The organism is Pradoshia sp. D12 (genome assembly GCF_008935075.1).
GTDB lineage: Bacteria > Bacillota > Bacilli > Bacillales > Pradoshiaceae > Pradoshia.
Genome location: NZ_CP044545.1, coordinates 602547 through 621556, shown reverse-complemented (window position 1 = coordinate 621556; position 19010 = coordinate 602547). Strand labels below are relative to the sequence as shown.

23 protein-coding genes and 1 pseudogene are annotated in these 19010 nt (G+C 37.3%); 12 read left to right on the top strand and 12 right to left on the bottom strand.

What is annotated here, in order from left to right; translation table 11 throughout:
• Nucleotides 1-11: 11 nt before the first annotated feature.
• Complete coding sequence (gene recX, locus F7984_RS03035; RefSeq protein ID WP_139892665.1) at nucleotides 12-845, bottom strand: recombination regulator RecX; 834 nt, start codon at nucleotides 843-845, stop codon at nucleotides 12-14.
• A gap of 131 nt (nucleotides 846-976) precedes the next feature.
• Here recX and F7984_RS03030 point away from each other — a divergent pair, with 131 nt between their 5' ends.
• Both F7984_RS03030 and F7984_RS03025 read left to right on the top strand, forming a co-directional pair.
• The gene (locus tag F7984_RS03030) at nucleotides 977-1105 is read left to right on the top strand and encodes a YfhE family protein (protein WP_139892666.1); all 129 of its coding nucleotides are present in this window, start codon (nucleotides 977-979) and stop codon (nucleotides 1103-1105) included.
• Nucleotides 1106-1191: 86 nt separating this feature from the next.
• On the top strand, nucleotides 1192-1377 hold the full coding sequence (locus F7984_RS03025; protein WP_140462195.1) for a YfhD family protein: 186 nt from the start codon (nucleotides 1192-1194) through the stop codon (nucleotides 1375-1377).
• Between the two features lie 80 nt (nucleotides 1378-1457).
• Here the strand turns inward: F7984_RS03025 and F7984_RS03020 are convergent, their stop codons facing one another.
• A complete protein-coding gene (locus F7984_RS03020) occupies nucleotides 1458-1964 on the bottom strand; it encodes a hypothetical protein (RefSeq protein ID WP_140462194.1) in 507 nt (168 codons plus the stop codon).
• Between the two features lie 228 nt (nucleotides 1965-2192).
• Between F7984_RS03020 and F7984_RS03015 the strand changes: the two genes are divergently transcribed.
• Nucleotides 2193-3746 carry an ABC-F family ATP-binding cassette domain-containing protein gene (locus F7984_RS03015; protein WP_139892669.1) on the top strand — a complete coding sequence of 518 codons (1554 nt, stop codon included), beginning with the start codon at nucleotides 2193-2195 and terminating at the stop codon, nucleotides 3744-3746.
• 193 nt (nucleotides 3747-3939) lie between these two features.
• On the opposite strand, the gene F7984_RS19470 is transcribed toward F7984_RS03015, so the two are convergent.
• From F7984_RS19470 to F7984_RS02995, 5 genes are all read right to left on the bottom strand, one after another.
• Entirely contained in the window at nucleotides 3940-4065 is a 126-nt protein-coding gene (locus tag F7984_RS19470; protein WP_258188260.1) for a hypothetical protein, read from the bottom strand.
• A 17-nt stretch (nucleotides 4066-4082) separates the two neighbouring features.
• Nucleotides 4083-4562: a metallophosphoesterase family protein gene (locus tag F7984_RS03010; RefSeq protein ID WP_139892670.1), complete on the bottom strand. Its 480-nt coding sequence runs from the start codon at nucleotides 4560-4562 to the stop codon at nucleotides 4083-4085.
• 198 nt (nucleotides 4563-4760) lie between these two features.
• Complete coding sequence (locus F7984_RS03005; protein ID WP_066107947.1) at nucleotides 4761-5900, bottom strand: zinc-dependent alcohol dehydrogenase; 1140 nt, start codon at nucleotides 5898-5900, stop codon at nucleotides 4761-4763.
• Between the two features lie 106 nt (nucleotides 5901-6006).
• Nucleotides 6007-6405 carry a ferritin-like domain-containing protein gene (locus F7984_RS03000; RefSeq protein WP_066108539.1) on the bottom strand — a complete coding sequence of 133 codons (399 nt, stop codon included), beginning with the start codon at nucleotides 6403-6405 and terminating at the stop codon, nucleotides 6007-6009.
• 561 nt (nucleotides 6406-6966) lie between these two features.
• A complete protein-coding gene (locus F7984_RS02995; RefSeq protein ID WP_225983649.1) occupies nucleotides 6967-7536 on the bottom strand; it encodes a general stress protein in 570 nt (189 codons plus the stop codon).
• A gap of 153 nt (nucleotides 7537-7689) precedes the next feature.
• Between F7984_RS02995 and F7984_RS02990 the strand changes: the two genes are divergently transcribed.
• Together F7984_RS02990 and F7984_RS02985 are read left to right on the top strand one after the other, a co-directional pair.
• Nucleotides 7690-8007 (top strand): DUF948 domain-containing protein, encoded by a 318-nt coding sequence (locus tag F7984_RS02990; protein ID WP_181162051.1) that lies wholly within the window; start codon nucleotides 7690-7692, stop codon nucleotides 8005-8007.
• A 207-nt stretch (nucleotides 8008-8214) separates the two neighbouring features.
• Nucleotides 8215-8580, top strand: coding sequence for a VOC family protein (locus F7984_RS02985; RefSeq protein ID WP_066107959.1), 366 nt, complete (start codon nucleotides 8215-8217; stop codon nucleotides 8578-8580).
• Between the two features lie 97 nt (nucleotides 8581-8677).
• Here the strand turns inward: F7984_RS02985 and F7984_RS02980 are convergent, their stop codons facing one another.
• Entirely contained in the window at nucleotides 8678-9307 is a 630-nt protein-coding gene (locus F7984_RS02980; RefSeq protein WP_066107961.1) for an HAD family hydrolase, read from the bottom strand.
• Nucleotides 9308-9610: 303 nt separating this feature from the next.
• Between F7984_RS02980 and F7984_RS02975 the strand changes: the two genes are divergently transcribed.
• The 5 genes from F7984_RS02975 to qoxD all read left to right on the top strand — a co-directional run bounded on the left by F7984_RS02975 (nucleotide 9611) and on the right by qoxD (nucleotide 13819).
• Nucleotides 9611-9754, top strand: coding sequence for a BA3454 family stress response protein (locus F7984_RS02975; RefSeq protein WP_066107964.1), 144 nt, complete (start codon nucleotides 9611-9613; stop codon nucleotides 9752-9754).
• A gap of 321 nt (nucleotides 9755-10075) precedes the next feature.
• Nucleotides 10076-10969 carry a cytochrome aa3 quinol oxidase subunit II gene (gene qoxA, locus F7984_RS02970; protein WP_066107965.1) on the top strand — a complete coding sequence of 298 codons (894 nt, stop codon included), beginning with the start codon at nucleotides 10076-10078 and terminating at the stop codon, nucleotides 10967-10969.
• Between the two features lie 21 nt (nucleotides 10970-10990).
• Nucleotides 10991-12934, top strand: coding sequence for a cytochrome aa3 quinol oxidase subunit I (gene qoxB / locus F7984_RS02965; protein ID WP_140462192.1), 1944 nt, complete (start codon nucleotides 10991-10993; stop codon nucleotides 12932-12934).
• Entirely contained in the window at nucleotides 12931-13527 is a 597-nt protein-coding gene (gene qoxC, locus F7984_RS02960; RefSeq protein WP_139892674.1) for a cytochrome aa3 quinol oxidase subunit III, read from the top strand. The genes qoxB and qoxC overlap by 4 nt, the downstream gene beginning before the upstream one ends.
• A gap of 4 nt (nucleotides 13528-13531) precedes the next feature.
• A complete protein-coding gene (gene qoxD / locus F7984_RS02955) occupies nucleotides 13532-13819 on the top strand; it encodes a cytochrome aa3 quinol oxidase subunit IV (protein WP_066108542.1) in 288 nt (95 codons plus the stop codon).
• 574 nt (nucleotides 13820-14393) lie between these two features.
• Here qoxD and F7984_RS02950 read toward each other — a convergent pair.
• Genes F7984_RS02950 through F7984_RS02940 form a run of 3 tightly spaced genes read right to left on the bottom strand, consistent with a single transcriptional unit; the run spans nucleotide 14394 to nucleotide 15491 of the window.
• Nucleotides 14394-14963: a manganese catalase family protein gene (locus F7984_RS02950; RefSeq protein WP_066107973.1), complete on the bottom strand. Its 570-nt coding sequence runs from the start codon at nucleotides 14961-14963 to the stop codon at nucleotides 14394-14396.
• A 19-nt stretch (nucleotides 14964-14982) separates the two neighbouring features.
• A complete protein-coding gene (locus F7984_RS02945) occupies nucleotides 14983-15246 on the bottom strand; it encodes a spore coat protein CotJB (RefSeq protein WP_066107978.1) in 264 nt (87 codons plus the stop codon).
• Nucleotides 15243-15491, bottom strand: coding sequence for a spore coat associated protein CotJA (locus F7984_RS02940; RefSeq protein WP_066107980.1), 249 nt, complete (start codon nucleotides 15489-15491; stop codon nucleotides 15243-15245). Before F7984_RS02940 ends, F7984_RS02945 begins: the two co-directional genes overlap by 4 nt.
• Before the next feature lie 159 nt (nucleotides 15492-15650).
• Between F7984_RS02940 and F7984_RS02935 the strand changes: the two are divergent.
• Both F7984_RS02935 and F7984_RS02930 read left to right on the top strand, forming a co-directional pair.
• Nucleotides 15651-15983: pseudogene (locus tag F7984_RS02935) on the top strand (hypothetical protein).
• 202 nt (nucleotides 15984-16185) lie between these two features.
• Nucleotides 16186-17328: a SpoIIE family protein phosphatase gene (locus tag F7984_RS02930; RefSeq protein ID WP_066107983.1), complete on the top strand. Its 1143-nt coding sequence runs from the start codon at nucleotides 16186-16188 to the stop codon at nucleotides 17326-17328.
• 829 nt (nucleotides 17329-18157) lie between these two features.
• Here the strand turns inward: F7984_RS02930 and F7984_RS02920 are convergent.
• Nucleotides 18158-19003 (bottom strand): CheR family methyltransferase, encoded by an 846-nt coding sequence (locus tag F7984_RS02920; protein WP_225983648.1) that lies wholly within the window; start codon nucleotides 19001-19003, stop codon nucleotides 18158-18160.
• Nucleotides 19004-19010: the final 7 nt, after the last annotated feature.

Here is a 19010-nt window from a genome sequence, read left to right as displayed (position 1 = left end):
CTTTACCCCTCTCAGTACAATTCAAAATCTCCGTTATCAATTCGCTCTTTGCCCAGTTCTACAAAACGAGAAATTAAGTCCATATCAAAACCTTTTCTAAATAGAGCTGTTTTCATTTTTTGACTATACGAATAGTCATCCAGTTGAGCATACTTTCTGTGAAATTTAGTCGCTGTTTTTACAAGACTTTCCCATTCAGCATTCTTATCATCAACCGCTAACTCTTCAGTCACCAATTTGGCCAGGCTCATTGAAAAACCCTTCCGTACAAGAAATTGGATTGTTTTCTGTTTTGCTTCTTTCATGGAACCCTTACTTTTTTTTAATGTCTTACTGGCCCATTCTTCAGCATTTTCTCTTTGCAAATCATTCGTATACTGACTTAATGCAGTCTGCTGATCCTTTTCTGAGATTCCCTTATTGAGCAGCTCTGTCCGGATGACATCAGGTCCTTTTTTACTGACATTCATTTGGGTTCGTACAAATGCATTCGCATATTCCTCATCGTCAACATATCTATACTCACGCAGTTTATGAATTACTTCATCAATAACCGCCTGTTCCCATTCCTTTTCACTCAAATAGGAAATAACCTCATGCTCTGAACGAATACGATAAGATAGATAATTGACAGCAGACTGAAATGCTTTTTGGATATGGTCACGGTACTGAATTTCCATAATGGATAATTCATCGACTTCCATCCCCTTCGATAGCCGCATGCGGACAAGTAAGTCATCATCCACACTAAATGCGTATCTTTCAGGCTGTCCTTCTTCTGTTATGTATATATTAAAACGATTTTTATTCTTTTTTTGTTGTTCAATTTTTGAGATAAGTGGCATCGTTAGCTCGCCTCCTCTTTTAATGTAGCATATATCCTTATCTTAGTCCTTTCTTTGATTTTAGAAAATGAATTAAAACATTTAATTATGGAAATTATAGGAATGACACTACTTTGAAAAGGAGAATGTTCATGGATAAGAAAAAGCGAGATCAAATGAAAAATCGCCTGACCTCTACTCAAGAAGTTCGTTACAAAAGGGAATTTAAAGCAGCAGATCGAGCGGCTGGGTTTACAGGATCTAAAGGAATTCGTCCATAAACTAACCTTTTATTTACCAGAATAATGGCTTGGATTTTGTTGCAATCTAATCAGGAAGATATTCTTCATTTGGGAGGTAATCAAAAATGGGCAGATATAACCATAACTTACTTCACGGCAGAAACAGGATGGCAAGTGGAAACACCACGCCGCCTTCCATAAAATCTGACGGATTAGATGTAGAATTTTCTGAGGCATTAGCTGATCATGATGATCTCGTTGCACAAGCCAGATCAAAAGCAGCTGATGCACGCGCTAAATCCAGGAAATAAACTGATTCGCTTGGGAATTTTCACTCCCAAGCGAATCAAAAAAACAACCGATTAAACAATCGACTGGGTGCCTGCGTTTATTAACCATTTACTTCAGCAGCTAAATTAGGCGCGATAAGATCCTCTGCTTTAAAAATATCGTTAACTTTTTCACTTCCAGCATTAAAGTGCTCATTTACTTTATCCATATTGGGTTCAGCTGTACCGGACAATTGAATTCCTTTTTCTCTATATGAATCAGAAATAGTCTTTATAGCCTTTTCAAAATCCTTGCTATATTTTTCTAAACTATCAGGAACTTTCACATCTTCCAAAGCATCCACAACAGAATTTGCTGAAGCAGCAGCTTTTTGTTTATCTTCCTCTGTTAAGACAGAAGGATTCTCTGCTCCCTCATAGGTATTTAAATCACGATCACTTCCATTAATCACATTCACTATGGAAAGATAGAAATCTAATAAGTCACTTTTTACATCCGCTGATTCTTTAGTGCCCACTTCCTCTTTTGTCTCTTCTTTTGATGAACAACCCATGACGATAACAAGCATCAAGGCCATAATACTGCATAACCACAATCCCTTTTTCATACTCTCTTACCCTCTTTTCGCTATTTTCGAATTATTCTAATTGTTGCATTAAACATCATACAACTTATGTGAGCATTCGTAAATACTGACCCTTCTAAGTATGAACCCATTAATTTTACAATTACTGTTAATCAATTGATTATCTATGCTTTTATCGTGAAATATTGTACTATTAAATGCGTATAGACCCATTAATTACAAACAATTAAGAGGCAGGAGTATAGATAAATGATATTATCCGTTAAAGATTTAAGCCATGGCTTTGGTGACCGAGCCATTTTTAACAAAGTTTCCTTCCGCTTATTAAAAGGCGAACATATTGGCCTTGTCGGAGCAAATGGGGAAGGAAAGTCTACATTTATGAATATTGTAACCGGACAGCTGGAGCCTGATGAGGGGAAAGTTGAATGGTCTAAGAAAGTTCGTACTGGTTACCTTGACCAGCATGCTGTTCTTGAAAAAGGTATGACCATACGCGATGTACTGAAAACAGCATTTCAGTATCTTTTTGATATGGAAAATGAAATGAACGAAATTTTTGCTAAGATGGGGGAAGCTTCTCCTGAGGAATTAGAAGTCTTACTTGAGGAATCAGGTGTACTGCAGGACGTCCTCACTAACAACGACTTTTATGTCATTGATGCAAAGGTTGAGGAAATAGCAAGAGGATTGGGCCTCGATGAAATTGGGCTTGAGCGCGATGTTCAGGACTTAAGCGGTGGCCAGCGTACAAAAGTCCTTCTCGCAAAATTATTACTTGAAAAACCCGATATATTACTTTTAGATGAGCCGACCAACTATCTTGACGAGCAGCATATCGAGTGGCTCAAACGTTATCTTCAAAATTATGAAAATGCCTTTATTTTAATTTCACATGATATTCCATTCTTAAACAGTGTTATCAATCTTGTTTATCATATGGAGAACCAGGAATTGACCCGTTATGTTGGAAATTATGATGATTTTATGAAAGTGTATGAGGTGAAAAAGCAACAGCTTGAAGCCGCCTATAAAAGACAGCAACAAGAGATTGCCGGCCTCAAGGATTTCGTTGCACGTAATAAAGCTCGTGTATCTACTCGAAACATGGCCATGTCCCGTCAGAAAAAGCTTGAAAAAATGGATATCATTGAACTGGCGAAAGAAAAACCGAAACCAGAATTCCATTTCCGCGAAGCACGTACATCCGGTAAACTTATATTCGAAACAAAGGATCTTGTCATTGGGTATAATGAGCCTCTATCCAGACCATTAAATTTACGTATGGAGCGTGGACAAAAAATTGCTTTCGTCGGTGCCAATGGGATTGGAAAAACTACCTTGCTCAGAAGTATTCTCGGTGAAATTAAACCAATCTCTGGCCAGGTTGAGCTTGGCGAACATTTGTATATGGGATATTTTGAACAAGAAGTAAAACAAACATCCAATAATACCTGTATCGAAGAAATTTGGCAGGAGTTCCCTTCCTATAATCAGGCAGAAATTCGTGCTGCTCTGGCGAAGTGCGGCCTTACTACCAAGCATATTGAAAGTAAAGTTGAAGTACTTAGCGGTGGAGAAAAAGCGAAGGTTCGTTTATGTAAACTAATCAATCGTGAAAACAATTTACTTGTTCTCGATGAACCAACCAACCACCTTGATGTGGATGCTAAAGAAGAATTAAAACGCGCATTAAAGGCCTTTAAGGGAAGTATTCTACTGATCAGCCATGAACCTGACTTCTATCAGGACATAGCTACAGATGTTTGGAACTGTGAATCTTGGACAACTAAAGTATTTTAATGTAACGACGCTATACCTTAAACACCCGTTAGCTTTGGATATTTACATCCTGGTTAACGGGTTTTTTATTTACTTTATACTCTTTACCCCCTGCCTTAGCCTTGGCATAGGCAAGGAATTAGTCGGAAATAATTCCAGTAACCTAGGATATAGAAATGGAGTTGTTTAATAATCTCAGATTAGCAATTAAGAGTTATTGTTTTAATTGATTGCCATGAAAAATTTTAAGAATAAAATCACGATCCGGGACCTGAAGCCGTTCATATGAAGCTAAATATTTTGTATTATCATAGGTAGCATCTTCGTTAGAGATAACCACCTTGTCTCCCGCTATATCTAGGCAGTAGGCTTTGAATTGCAACCTAAAGAGCCTGGATTTAGAAAGACAGTACGTTCACTTCTGAAGAAATGAAGTGGATGATGATGACCAAAACAGATTAACTTTTCTTCCCATCCTTTAAATAAAGTCCTTATATTCTTAAGACTTGGTTCAACAATTCTGCTAAAAGGGTCTTGGCTTATATGGTCATTTAGCTTCGTTGGCTCAATCTGATAATGAATAAACAAAATTGAATTCCCTTCGACAGTTAAATTGATTGCCCTAGGCAACCCTTCCAACTTCCGGATGAATTGCTTATCCATCCTCTCTGCTATCCATTGATGATGCTCTTTTACATGGGAGTGGCTTTGTGGATGTTCCTCTCCTTTTAGAAGTGCTAAAACCGCTTCATCATGGTTTCCCGTAATCATGGATACATCATTTCTTGTAAATAGAATATCCAAAACGTCATTGGTATTCGGTCCGATTCCAATCATATCTCCCAGACAATAGATATGTTCAATATCCCTCCTTCAATCAAGCTTAGATAGTACCGCTTTTAAGGCAGGCTCATTCCCGTGAATATCAGCAATCACTCCAATTTTCATGTCAGTCTCCCTTTTTATGTAAAATTATACCTTAAAATAAAACAAAGCATTCTATTACTGCTGGAGGAATGCTTTGTTTTATCTTAGTTATGGTTTTAATATAACCTTCGTACAATTATCTTCATGTTCATTAAATAACGAATACCCTTTCGCTGCGTCCAGAAGTGGTAACTTATGAGTTACAATTTCAGTAGGGTCGAGCTTTCCTTCTTCAATCATTTTATATAATCGAGGCATATAATGAACAACAGGAGCTTGTCCCATCTTCATCGTAATATTGCGTGAAAAAAATTTCTCTAGCGGGAACATATTATAAACAGATCCGTAAACACCGGTAAGCTGCAAAGTACCAAATTTCCTTATCGCCTTCGTGGCAATTTGAATAGCACTTAACGTTCCTCCCTGCAATTTTAGTTTTTGCTCAATTTTTTCAATAGCTGATTTCTTACCATCCATTCCAACACAATCGATGACCACATCAGCTCCACCCTGTGTAATTTCTTTTATATAGCTCCCTGTATCATCATAATTATTAAGATTAATCGTCTCTACTTTATTCATTTTCTCAGCTTGTTTTAATCGATAATCCAAGTGATCAACAGCTATAACCCTTTTAGCACCAGCCATATAAGCAAATTTTTGTGTCATTAAACCAATTGGGCCACAGCCAAGTACGACCACAGTATCATCCGGTTTTACCCCCGCATGCTCCACACTCCAAAGAGCTGTAGGCAAAACATCAGACATAAATAATAATGACTCATCCTCTAATTCACAGGATTCCGGTATGACAAACGGCATATAGTTCGCAAATGGAACCTTTAAATATTCTGCTTGTCCGCCGGGATGATTCCCATATCGCTCTGTATATCCAAAATATCCGCCTGTATCCTGATGTGGATTGGATTCGGTATGATCACATTGACTTTCCATCTCATGCTGACAGTAATAGCATTGCCCGCAGGATACGTTGAAAGGGATAACTACCCGGTCGCCTTTTTTGACTTTTGTCACCTCAGGACCGACTTCTTCTACGATTCCCATTGGTTCATGTCCAATTATATATCCTTCTCTAATCGGCATATTCCCTTGATAGATATGAAGATCAGAACCACATATGGCCGTAGAAGTAATTCTGACGATTATATCATCATTCTTTTCAAGCTTCGGATCTTCAACCTCTTTAACCTCAATTTTTTTGGCCCCTTGGTATGTGACTGCTTTCATATTTCATCCTCCCATTCAGTTTAGTACAGTTACCTTATTCCCGAATAGGAGGACTCTTATGCAGGACATTTTTAAATTATGTGTTCTAATTCCAATTTAGCCCTTTTCATTTATTCTTCATATAATAATAAAGAAACCATACTGCATGCTGTTGTTCATCCTTAGCTGCACGATTAAACAACTTCTTTGCCGCTAAATTAATGGTTCCGTCTGCAACTGAAAGATAAAAATCCACGGTACGCTGCTCATCTTTTAAAGCCGCTTCAAGCCCCCGTAAATAATCATCCTCACAAGGTTCTGTCTGTTTTGGCTTTGGATCTCTCCCTGTTATGCCTGTATATAGTAGTACCAGTTGTTTAAAATGTTTAATCTCATCCTCTCTGATTTCCAATATTCGCTGCCGTTCATCTTCTGTTGGTGCTAGTCGGGCTAATTTTTCATAACACTGTATAGCACTGTACTCTCCATTAATAGCCCTTTGGGTTTGTTTCACTAAATCATTCATCGATTGTTGTCTCAATTATGTAACCTCCCCATTTTTCCTTATGACCTATCCTATGCGTGTTTCCTTTGAACAATTTCTACCTAAGTAAGATAACCTACAGGTTTTTTATCATTTTTATTTGGGTATATGAGAAATAGCGGTTAAACAAGTATCGTGGTTATCTTCGGACGTCGTTCTGTAAAAAACATATTTGACAAACGAAATTATAAAGTATATACTTAGAAGATATAATTTTAAAGTAGTGACTTACACATAGATATGTAAATAAATATGGCATTCTGCAATTTATGTTTTTCGGAACACTTATTCACACTGGAACGGCTTCGGAGCCGTAAGGATATAAGAGAGGTAGGGCTTATATCGTCTAAGTAAAAACGTCCAAGTGGAATAGATAACCGCGGCAATTTACATCACACACATAAACGAATACTAATAAATGAGAAGTTGTTACTTACATTTCAAAATTATTTTAAAACGAATCAGGCAGATGCTTGGTTCGTTTTTCAATGCATAAAAAGAAAGAAGCCATCAAGGAATCGATGACTTCCACTTATAGATATATTATTTATAACTATCTTTTCCTCTTAAATTGGGATCTCCACCCGTGGCTGGATTTATTGTTACTTTCACTTCGCGCTGCGCTCCCACTAATGGATCATCAGATCTTTCATACGTATCGCGAGCTGCATATTTCTTTTGTGATTCGGAGTCGACTAATATAAGAATCTTCCCCTTTTCTACATCAGTAGCATATTTATCAGCTGTATCTTTAGGAATACCCAATCCAACCAGCGCACCGGTCAATCCACCAGCTCCAGCGCCTGCTGCAATTCCTCCCAATGTTGTAGCAATCGGCCCTGCTGCAACAATTGGCCCAATACCAGGGATTATCAGTGCACCGACACCTGCCAATAATCCTGTTAATCCTCCTAAGATTCCACCTGTAGTTGCCCCAGCTGCAAGACCACTGTCAACATTTGTATTAGTCTTAGATGTGATTTTATCTGCCTTTTCTTTGTCCTTCACTACTACGGAAATATCTTCTTTTTGATACCCTTGCTTCTGTAATCTTTCCACTTCCCGTACAGCATCCTGACCATTATCATAAACACCAATTACTTTTTTATCCATTCCCATCATCCCCTCTCTAAAAGTTAATATATGGGTTCAATACCCGCTTAAGCACTTATTAATCCTTTTTCTTTCTAAGTCATTAGTTACTAAACGCTCAATAATGGGTAAGATATAGTTATGATAAGGGAATATTTCAAAGGAGGACTGTGCATGATCATCGTTTGGATTAGTTTAGCTATTATCGTTGGATCAATTGTATATCTCGGTATATATGCTTTTCGAACGTTCAAAGAATCAACACCTACAATTAATGAGATACAAGCAACTGTTACGCGAATACAACAACAAACGGATAGCATTAAACATGAAACAGATCGTTTAACAGGAAAGCAACAAGCAATCATGAGTGATGTTGAATATAAAAAAAGCGCCATTAATTATCCAATCAATCAGGCAAAGGGAATTCTCCCTTCTGCAAAAAAATTATGGAAAAGTACACCTGTGGCAAAACTAATCTCAAATAAATAAAAAAGCTCATATTAGATTGACCATGAAACGCATTTGAATTCCATCCGAATTTCAATGCGTTTTTTAATATTTTTAGATTAGGAAGGCAAGACCTATAAAACATGAAGTAAAGCTTATCAGAAACGATAATGACTCCGAATTTCCAAGCTCGTAATTGAAGATATAAAATGAAAGGTGAAAAGTTTATTGCAAAAGGGGGACGATTTTATGATTTTGGGATTACACCATGCTCAGATTACCATTCCAAAAGGATATGAAACAGAAGGGAAACATTTTTATTGTAGGATTCTCGGTCTGGTTGAAAAAGAAAAGCCTGCTTCACTAAGGGGACGTGGGGGATTTTGGGTATCGGTTGGAGATCAGGATGTACATGTAGGTACGGAAGATGGAATTGACCGGTTAAAAACAAAAGCTCATTTAGCCTATATAGTCGAGGATTTATCATACTGGAAAACGGTTTTAGAAGAACAAAATATTCAATTAATAAAGGGTTTACCCATACCAGGATTTGAACGATTTGAATTTAGAGACCCATTTGGAAACAGGATTGAAATGATTCAAGAATTATTATGAGTTTAAATATACGAAAAGCTTAAAGTTTCTTAAGCTTTTCGTATCGAATGTATACTGCAAATTGTATTGTAATAAACTGCCCTTTATTTATATATGTTTAGTTGAATATCTCTAATAAATCTTTCAAACAATAAATATGGTAATCCGCATCCTCCAGTTCACCATCCTCAGCATATCCAAAGTGACAAGCTATAGCTGGTACATGATGCGCTTTTGCCGCCTCAATGTCAGACGAACGATCTCCTATCATAAAAGCATCAGATTTATTTAAATGTTGAAAGTGCGCTAACAAAATATCCTTTTTCTTACGGCCGCCGACCCTTTCAATACACAGAGGCTCATAAAATAAATCTTTAATTTGCTGTGAATTTAGTATTTCATTTAAATATGCAGTTGAACAATTACTTGCTGTTGATAAAATATGCCCTCTTCTTTTTAGTTCAGTTAACACTTCTCTGGCATAGGGAAGCAGTACATTTTCAGTTTTTAAGCTTTCCAGTAATTCTTTCTCTGAACGCTCAGAAATCATTCTTACTTCCTGTTCGGTGGCATCAGGTGTTAAAAGCTCCCAAAACTCTTTATGAGGTAAACCAAACGCAGATTGAATCTTTTTAGGATTAGGGACCTTTAGGTGTGGATAATTCTTGATTTCCGCATGAATAATAGGTATACTTAATCTCGTTGTCTCAACTAATGTACCATCGAGATCAAATAACAATACAGACAAAAAAATCCCTCCAATTTTTTTATTTTTATTTTTATTTATAAACAAAAAACATATGGAATTATTGCCAATTTTATTATATAATTCCTTTAACCTCTCAATTTATTCCAATTGCCAATTGCTAAGTTTATATTTTTCAAAAAACGGGAATAGTACATTCATCCTCTCAACAACATACCGTCCATTAGAAAAACATCACTTCACTTTTACTCTAAAACCTTGGAAAACCAATTTTAGATGAACAAAAATGATGCATTTAATGCGTCTATTAACTATTGATTAAACGAACAAAAGGAGTAGATTTATATGGTAAATGTTACAGTATTAATAGATTTCATGGGGAAAAACTATCAAACAAATGTCCTTGCACCAAGAGACACTGATGAATCAGAAATCAGACAGTTAGCCTATGAACAAGTCCGTAAGCAATGGACACCGGAAACTAAATAATTGACTCAATTATCCGAGCTACCGATTCCCGATTGGTAGCTTATTTTTTTGTTCTTTTTATATTTACCCATTTATTCTTTATCGGAATCAGCATTCACTTAAACACTCCAAGGCCAAAACCTACCTTTTAACCCTCTCTTTCCCATCACTATATCAAAAAAATATAATATTCTATATAACTTCTATTTCATATCAAAAATTCATATAAAAACTTATTAAAAACGAGGGTTATCAGTTGAATTTTCATTATTTTAAATTTTATCATAATAGTATAATACTTTATTTATATAATATAAATAATTTTCAAGAAAGGAGACTATCATGAAGAAGAAATGGACTTTATTCAGTATGTCTTTTGCTGCTATATTCGCACTGGCAGGTTGTAACCCTTTAATGGTACTGAATCCAAAAGGGCCACAAGCAAAAATTCAATCCGATACGATTATTTTTTCTATGATCGTGATGGCTTTTATTTTAGTGGTTGTTTACGCTCTTTTTATCTATATGATTGTGAAATATCGAGCATCTAAACAGCCCGTAGACTATGTACCGCCATATGAAAAAGGAAATAAGTGGCTTGAAATTATATGGACTGCCATCCCTATCATTATAGTAGTCGTACTTTCAGTTGTTACGGTCATCACCACTTTTCAGGTGGAAAGTACACCAGCTGGATATGAAGACGAAGAGCCTTTAGTGATTTATGCATCTTCTTCCAACTGGAAATGGCATTTCAGCTATCCCGAAGAAGGAATCGAAACAGTCAATTATGTCAACATTCCAACAGATCGGGAGATTGAATTCCGTTTATATTCTTTTGGACCAATCACTAGCTTTTGGGTTCCCCAGCTGGCAGGTCAAAAATACGCAATGAGCGATATGGTAACTACATTACGAATCGTTGCAGACGAACCAGGTTCCTATTTTGGAAGAAACGCCAACTTTAGTGGAGAAGGCTTTGCACAAATGGAGTTCGAAACATTAGCCATGTCTCCAGAAGAATTTGATAGCTGGGTAGATGAGGTCCAAAAAACTGCCGAACCTTTAACTGAGAAGGAATTTAACAAACTGCTTGATATGGAAGTAATGGGCAGAGCCACTTACTCTTCCACACACCTTGATTTCAGTCCGGCTCCTGTATGGCCATTCCATGAAAGCAATGATGATGCTACAGATGGAACAGATACAGAAACGAACGAACATAATCATGAATAAATCAGGAAAGGGGATTAGACCATGAAATGGGATGAATTCTTTGTTACAGGCGATCCGCTTATCTATGGTGCTATGGTTAGCATTGTTGTTGCCATGTTGGCAATCATTATCTATCTGACCTATACCAAAAGATATGGATGGCTGTGGCGTGAATGGTTAACTACAGTAGACCACAAACGTATTGGGATCATGTATATCCTTGCTGCGTTCCTTATGTTATTTCGCGGTGGCGTTGACGCATTAATGCTGCGTTTGCAGCTTGCAACTCCAAATATGACATTCCTGGAGTCACAGCATTACAATGAAGTTTTCTCTACTCACGGAGTTATTATGATTCTTTTTATGGCTATGCCATTTGTATTGGGAGTCATGAATATCGTTGTTCCTTTACAAATTGGAGCTCGTGACGTTGCCTTTCCGGCACTCAACGCTATCAGCTTTTGGTTATTCTTTGTCGGAGCTATGCTTTACAATCTATCGTTTGTTATTGGCGGATCTCCAGATGCAGGTTGGAGTGCCTACTTCCCTTTGGCAAGTAATGAATTCAGTCCGACTGTCGGACACAATTATTATGCAATTGCTCTTCAATTATCCGGTCTTGGTACATTAATGACGGGCATTAATTTTATCGTAACCATTATCAAAATGAGAGCTCCGGGTATGTCTATTTGGAAAATGCCAATGTTCACTTGGTCTGCATTAATCACATGTATCATTATTTTGTTTGCGTTCCCGACATTTACTGTGTCACTTGCACAAATGATGTTTGACCGACTTTTTGGAACACAATTTTTCTCAACCACCAATGGCGGTATGGATATGCTTTGGGCAAACAACTTTTGGATTTGGGGACATCCTGAAGTATACATTGTTATATTGCCAGCTTTCGGTATTTTCAGCGATGTCATTTCTACTTTCGCACGTAAAAATCTATACGGCTATAAATCAATGGTCTACAGTATGATTGCCATCTCATTGCTATCATTCCTTGTATGGACCCATCACTTCTATACAATGGGCCACAATGCAACGGTTAATAGCATATTTGCGATTGCTACGATGGCTATTTCTGTACCAACCGGTATTAAGATTTTCAACTGGCTGTTTACTCTACGAAAAGGGAAAATTGTATTCCCTACAGCCATGCTATTCTCGCTGGCCTTTATACCGATTTTTACAATCGGTGGTGTAACGGGCGTTATGCTCGCAATGTCAAGTGCGGATTACCAGTACCATAATACAATGTTCCTAGTCGCCCATTTCCATTATGTATTAATTCCGGGTACTGTCTTTGGAATGGTTGCAGGTACTTATTATTGGTTCCCGAAAGTTTTCGGTTTCCGCTTAAATGAAAAAATCGGAAAAATTAGTTTTTGGCTGATTGCGATATTCTTTAATGTAACATTCCTGCCTCTATTCTATTTAGGTCTGGATGGTATGGCGCGCCGGATGTATACCTATTCTGAAGCGACAGGCTATGGCCCACTGAATCTCACTGCAAGTATTGGAGCCGTAGGGTTAGCAATCGGCTTTGGATTAATTATCTATAATATCATCTATAGTGCATTCAAAAGTCCTCGTGACAAACATGCGGATCCATGGGATGCACGTACATTGGAATGGTCAATTCCAAGTCCGGCACCATTCTATAATTTTGCGGTTATGCCAAACGTTAAGGACGTCGACCCTTTATGGTATTCCAAAATTAATAATGAACCGCTTTACGAAGATGAAATAAAGCCTATTCACATGCCAAGCAATACAGGAAAACCAGCCATTATGGGTATATTCTTCTTTCTCTCTGGTTTTTGCCTAGTATTCAGTTGGTGGATTCCAGCTATTATATTTGGGATTGGTGTATTTATCACAATGGCTGCTAAATCCTTTGAACGAGATCCTGGCTATTATGTTTCTGTAGAGGAAATAGAAGGAACTGAAAAAGTACTGCGAGGTGAAAAACTATGAAGATAGACTCTTCCCTTCCACTGGAATACAGTACAGAACAAAATCAATTAAGAATCTTTGGTTTCTGGTTATTCCTTGGAGCTGAGATTGCATTGTTTTCTATGTTATTCGCAACCTATTATACCCTCTTTAATGGTACGGGCGATGGTCCTACAGCAAAAGAAATTTTTGAAATTAAAGGCGTCATTATTGAAACGATTGTCCTTTTAACAAGTAGCTTTACTTGCGGGCTAGCTATTCATAGTATGAGACTTAATTTGAAAAAACCGATGATTACATTTTTTATTATTACCATGCTGCTTGGTCTTGTCTTCCTAGGTGTAGAGATTTTTGAATTTATGACCTATATCGAAGAAGGCGCAACCATGCAAACAAGCGGATTTTTATCAAGCTTATTCATGCTGCTCGGTACGCATGGAGCCCACGTAACATTCGGGTTATTCTGGGGATTATGTATACTAATTCAAGTCATACGAGAAGGATTTACGGCAGAAACAGCCAATAAATCTTTTATCTATTCCCTATACTGGCATTTCCTTGACGTAATCTGGATTCTCATCTTTAGCTTCGTTTATTTGAAGGAGTTGATATAGGATGATAAAACAACTATTTCCACTTAAACATGTTTTGGGTTATGTCATATCATTAATTCTAACCATCATTGCGCTATCCGTAGCCTTTTATGATATTTCCTTTACGGCCGGAATGGTGATCCTATCCATAACCGCCATTATTCAAACAGCTGTACAACTCTTTTTATTCATGCATGTTAATGAATCTAAAGAAAAGAGAACAATCTATCTAAACATTATCTATGCTCTATTCGTCGCACACGCAGTCATCTTCGGAACCATCCTAACCATGATCTGGGGCCACGCCCACTAAAAAGCTGAAGGGCCTTGGTCAGGAGTGAGGAGCATAAGACAGAGGCTCGTAGGGGACGTTCCTCCCCCGCAGAGGCTATGCTTATGTCCCGAACTCCTAGGCCCTGAAGCTAGATTGATTAAAAAGGCTGAGACGACTGGTCAGGCCCGACAAGCATAAGGAAAGGCACGCAGGGAGGCGCCCTAACCTCCCGCAGTGGCTATCCTTATGACTCGAGGGACTAGGAGTTAAAGCTGGATTAACTAAAAGGCTGAAGGGCTCGATTAATGAACGAAGACTAAAATCGCCACGTCATGTGGCAACGTCTTCATGACCAACATCCTGTTGGCCCGTGAGGAGCATAAGACAGGGGCACGTAGGGAGGCGCTTTTTCCTCCCGAAGTGGTCATGCTTATGTCCTGAGCTTCTAGCCGTTGAAGCTGGATTGACTAAAAGGCTGAGGCGACTGTATTAAGGAACAAAGACTAAAGACGCCACGTCGTGTGGCAACGTCTTTGTGACCAACATCCTGTTGGCCTCAAGAAAAACCTGTGTTGTACAGCCAACACAGGTTTTTTTATTATTGATAAATCGTTTAAAATATCTTCTTCTTTTCCCTATCATCTGTAATAATTTGTACTGCCTCACGGAATCGCTGAGAATGAACGATTTCTCTTTCTCTTAAAAATCGTAAGCCATCATTTAAATCTGGATCATCTGACATATTGATAATCCATTGGTAGGTAGCCCTTGCTTTTTCCTCAGCGGCAATATCTTCATATAAATCTGCGATAGGATCTCCCTTTGTCTGAATGTATGCAGTTGTAAATGGTACACCTGCTGCATTATGGTAAAAAAGAGCAGAATCATGATCAACATAGTGGTCTGCCAAACCAGCGTCTCTCATCTGCTCTGGAGTAGCATCTTTTGTGAGTTTATATATCATCGTGGCAATCATTTCCAAATGCGCGAATTCTTCTGTGCCTATGTCATTTAGCAAGCCTACCACTTTATCAGGAATGGTATATCGTTGATTCAGGTATCTAAGAGCGGCTGCTAACTCTCCATCTGCCCCTCCATACTGTTCAATTAAATATTTGGCTAAAGTCGGGTTACAGGTACTGACTCTAACAGGGTATTGCAATTTCTTTTCATAAAACCACATTCTTTAATCACCTCATCTTTTATATTTGCCAAGGCCACGGAGTAGTTCCCCAACTCCAATTGGCATCTGTATAACTATTACCAAATTGTTGAAGTGGGCCGAATTTCTTTTCGAACTGCTGTTTAAGCTGCCTGCTCTGATGAGAGAATTCGTTAAATTGCTGCATGGCTTCTAAATCATTGGGATGAGTATCTAAATAAAGGGTTAGCTCCACTAAAGCAAAGTCGATTGCCTGAATTTCCTCTAATAGCTGATAATATTCATCAGGTAATTGGGGCTTCACTGAGAATCCCTCCTTTTATGTTCATAGGGGTTTTCATAAAAGTCATAAAATACAGGCCAGAGTGTGCCCTTGAATAATGCCTCCTTTGGTGAAAATTGAGGCAAATTAGGCGGTTGAAATCCGAGAAATAGATTAGGAGGAGTAGAATAATACTTCTTACCAATTGGTCTGCACGGATCAAATCGACTGTGAAAAGGTGTATAAGATTTCATGTGCGATTTTTCAGGCCGATTTTGCTCAGTCATAGCTACACCATCCTTTTTAAAATTCATTTTCCTTTCAGGCTATGAGCATACAAACTGATTTAGTACATTTAATTGTTTAACAGAGTTTTCAGTATCCAAAAAAATCAACAATCTAATTCTTTCAAATAATATTTCAGAATATCAGGTAGTGGGTAAAAAATGGAGGTTTCCAAAAAGAGCAGAACTACAGAATTTTTTCTTGGTTTACTTGATGGTATTTTGGGGATTTTCGCAGCTGGTATAGCATTATTTGTTGGGGTTTAGATTCTGTACAACCATCAATCTTGGATGGTTAACTGTTCTATTCTTGCGATCATTGGATTAGTTGTTGTCAAAAGCAACCCTAAATTAGGAAGCTCCTTTATGCTTATTGCGGCTATTGGTGGATTTATTTGCACTTCGGCTTTCTATATACTTCCGGGAATCCTTTTACTGATAGCAGGATTAATGGGTTTATTGAAAAAAAACAAAAAATTAACACCGGTGACATAATTATTTTTGAATAGAATCCTATCCATTGGCGATAAGTCCTTTTTTCTATTCATTCTTTAATTGCAGACTTTAATTTATCATTTTTAATAGTGTAATAACCTAACCATTTACTCCCTAGTTTCAACTATTTGTATTTTAAGTTAAAGTGACATACCATAATTAATATAAGATTTAGTATTTTAGAAGATGGGTGAAAGAAAGTATGTCAATACTTGTGGTAGATGATAATAAAGTGAATTTATTTGTAATTGAGACCATCTTAAAGCAGGCAGGATACAGGTCTATTAAGCTGGCTAAATCAGCAAATGAAATGATTCATATTTTAGAAGAAGATTTAAGTAAAAATCACGGCAGAAGCTCCTTTAATTTAATTCTTTTGGATATTATGATGCCAGAAATTGATGGAATCGAAGCCTGCAGGCGAATCACTGCAACGGAGGAATATAAAGATATACCTGTTATTTTTGTGACCGCATTAGGTGATACCCATAAACTCGCGGAAGCACTGGATGCCGGTGGATCAGATTATCTAATGAAGCCTATTAATAAGGTAGAGCTATTGGCTCGAATACGCGCTGCTCTCCGTTTAAAAGAGGAGAAAGATTGGCATAAAAATCAGGATGAAAAAATAAGCTATGAGCTTGATCTCGCTACAAAGGTGCAGAGAAGCTTGTTAAGTGAGCCCATATTAAATAATCAAATCAAAATAACGAGGTCCTATAAGCCATCCTCTAATCTCGCAGGTGATATGTATTATTGGCAGCAGATTGATCAGGATCGCTATGCCATATTTATGTTTGATATGATGGGGCATGGCATACCTGCATCATTAGTATGTATGTATATCTCCTCTATCCTTCGTGAAGCGGTACGGAATGTGGTTGATCCTGAAAAAGTCATTCTCGAATTGAATCGCTGTATGACTTTACTGGAGGAAAAAACAAAGTTAACATCCTACTACTTAACAGGTATTTATTTATTGGTAGATACGAAATCAAAGACGATTGAATATGTCAATGCCGGCCATCCACCGGGCTACCTTTATATCGATGGGAAAGACTTAATTGAAATGGGACAGCGAAATACAGCAATTGGATTTTTCGAGGAAATGCATATAAATAAAATAACTATTCCTTATACTGATAGTTTTCAGGCTTTAATATATACTGACGGTGTGGCGGAGGCTATTGATAATGATGAAACTAAAGCCTTGGCACATTTGCGAGAAATAGGAAAGTATCAATGGTCAGAAAAAGAAGCAGTGGCTCCTTTAAATGTTATCCTTCCTGAGGAGAAACAGGCAAATCAGCATGATGATATGTGTGTCATCCTTGTAAGGGGATAAAAATCAACTTTTCTAAAAAGATAAAGAACAGATTCTAATGGAGTCTGTTCTTTATCTTTTGTTTGATATAAGCATTCTCATCTGACAAAAGATCAAAATGTCCTCTTTTTGGATTGATGACAAGACCATATACAGGAATTGTTATTGCTTAATTGATGATTACGGACAACATCAACCTTTTTACACACTTGTTTTTAAATCACCAAGCTTTGAAGCCAACTATTAATGTCAATCGATAAATATATCAAGTGCTTCATCCGAAAATACCCCGTAAGAGAGAGGTAAAGAGTAGTAAATAAGCAGATATAGTATTTAGGGGAGATTAATATGTTAATGGTAAATAAAAATATAAAGGGCAAAGATTATAAGCAATAAATAGATTTACTCTCATTGATAATTTGGTAACCGACATTGAAGAACATATAATCGAAAAAAGAATACAAAAAGAATGAGAAATCACAAGACTTTCTGAAGATACAGCATACGTTTTTTATTTTAAAATGAATAATGCTACAAGACAATTTTTGAAAGAACGTTGTAATTCCCTTTTTGATTGGATTGGTCCTGAGCTACCAGAAGACTTTATGTTTTACCATAATGATAAATGTATATTAGCTGTATGCTCCCACGAAGAATACTTTACGGTGGAAAAAACCGTTTGGAAAAGTTTCTTATCGAACTAAAGGCAATAGCAGAAGATCACGGCTGTCAAAATAAAAGGATTTTTATATGCTGCTATATAGATAAAAAGGGGACCTTAAACCCGACTGACACTAAAAAACCTGTGTCAGAACAGTTTGAAGATCTCCTTTTCCTTTTATAAATCCTATTATGAATATAATTTTTTCCTATAAAGCCGCTGATTAATATCTAGTTCCATATACGTATCAGCCAACTCCATGATCTTTAGGGATTCTTTGTTACCAAGCCCCAAAAAGCCGCCAGGACTTAAACTTTCATCAAATAGTTGGAATACTTTCGCCTGCAATTCCAATGTGAAGTATATGATGACATTTCTGCAAATAATCACATGGAATTCATTAAATGATCCATCCGTCACTAAATTATGCTGGGCAAAAACTATATTTCTTGATAGGGATGGACGAAAATATGCATATTGCATATCGGTCTTATAATATTTAGAAAAAGCATCCAATCCGCCAGCCTGCAAATAATTCTTCGTATAAGATTGCATTCTTTTTAAGGGAAATGCCCCTTGGCGAGCTTTTTCAATAACTTTTTCATTCATATCCGTCGCATAAATCTTTGTTTTATCAGCCAATCCCTCTTCTTCCAACAGGATTGCCATCGAATATACTTCCTCACCGGTCGAACATCCCGCATGCCATATCCGTATTTCTGGGAGGTCCTTCAATCTAGGAACAATCTTCTTGCGAAAAGCATAAAAGAAATCTGGATCTCTAAACATGTCTGTAACATTAATCGAAAAGTCACTCAGAAGATTATTTACATACCCTTCTTCATGAATCACTCGTACTAGAAGCTCGGAAACAGTTGTCAGGTGATCCTTATTCAGTCGATTTTTTATGCGGCGAGCAATTGATGAACGCATATAACCACGGAAATCGTACCCTGTCATCCGGTAGATTGCCTCTAGCAATAAATCAATTTCTAAATTCTCGCGTTCTTCTATAGATGATGGATAACCCAACACTATGCAG

Coding starts and splice junctions, on each gene's coding strand:
- recX (WP_139892665.1), bottom strand. CDS start 845: ATGCCACTTATCTCAAAAATTGAACAACAAAAAAAGAATAAAAATCGT.
- F7984_RS03030 (WP_139892666.1), top strand. CDS start 977: ATGGATAAGAAAAAGCGAGATCAAATGAAAAATCGCCTGACCTCTACT.
- F7984_RS03025 (WP_140462195.1), top strand. CDS start 1,192: ATGGGCAGATATAACCATAACTTACTTCACGGCAGAAACAGGATGGCA.
- F7984_RS03020 (WP_140462194.1), bottom strand. CDS start 1,964: ATGAAAAAGGGATTGTGGTTATGCAGTATTATGGCCTTGATGCTTGTT.
- F7984_RS03015 (WP_139892669.1), top strand. CDS start 2,193: ATGATATTATCCGTTAAAGATTTAAGCCATGGCTTTGGTGACCGAGCC.
- F7984_RS03010 (WP_139892670.1), bottom strand. CDS start 4,562: ATGATTGGAATCGGACCGAATACCAATGACGTTTTGGATATTCTATTT.
- F7984_RS03005 (WP_066107947.1), bottom strand. CDS start 5,900: ATGAAAGCAGTCACATACCAAGGGGCCAAAAAAATTGAGGTTAAAGAG.
- F7984_RS03000 (WP_066108539.1), bottom strand. CDS start 6,405: ATGAATGATTTAGTGAAACAAACCCAAAGGGCTATTAATGGAGAGTAC.
- F7984_RS02995 (WP_225983649.1), bottom strand. CDS start 7,536: ATGGATAAAAAAGTAATTGGTGTTTATGATAATGGTCAGGATGCTGTA.
- F7984_RS02990 (WP_181162051.1), top strand. CDS start 7,690: ATGATCATCGTTTGGATTAGTTTAGCTATTATCGTTGGATCAATTGTA.
- F7984_RS02985 (WP_066107959.1), top strand. CDS start 8,215: ATGATTTTGGGATTACACCATGCTCAGATTACCATTCCAAAAGGATAT.
- F7984_RS02975 (WP_066107964.1), top strand. CDS start 9,611: ATGGTAAATGTTACAGTATTAATAGATTTCATGGGGAAAAACTATCAA.
- qoxA (WP_066107965.1), top strand. CDS start 10,076: ATGAAGAAGAAATGGACTTTATTCAGTATGTCTTTTGCTGCTATATTC.
- qoxB (WP_140462192.1), top strand. CDS start 10,991: ATGAAATGGGATGAATTCTTTGTTACAGGCGATCCGCTTATCTATGGT.
- qoxC (WP_139892674.1), top strand. CDS start 12,931: ATGAAGATAGACTCTTCCCTTCCACTGGAATACAGTACAGAACAAAAT.
- F7984_RS02950 (WP_066107973.1), bottom strand. CDS start 14,963: ATGTGGTTTTATGAAAAGAAATTGCAATACCCTGTTAGAGTCAGTACC.
- F7984_RS02940 (WP_066107980.1), bottom strand. CDS start 15,491: ATGACTGAGCAAAATCGGCCTGAAAAATCGCACATGAAATCTTATACA.
- F7984_RS02930 (WP_066107983.1), top strand. CDS start 16,186: ATGTCAATACTTGTGGTAGATGATAATAAAGTGAATTTATTTGTAATT.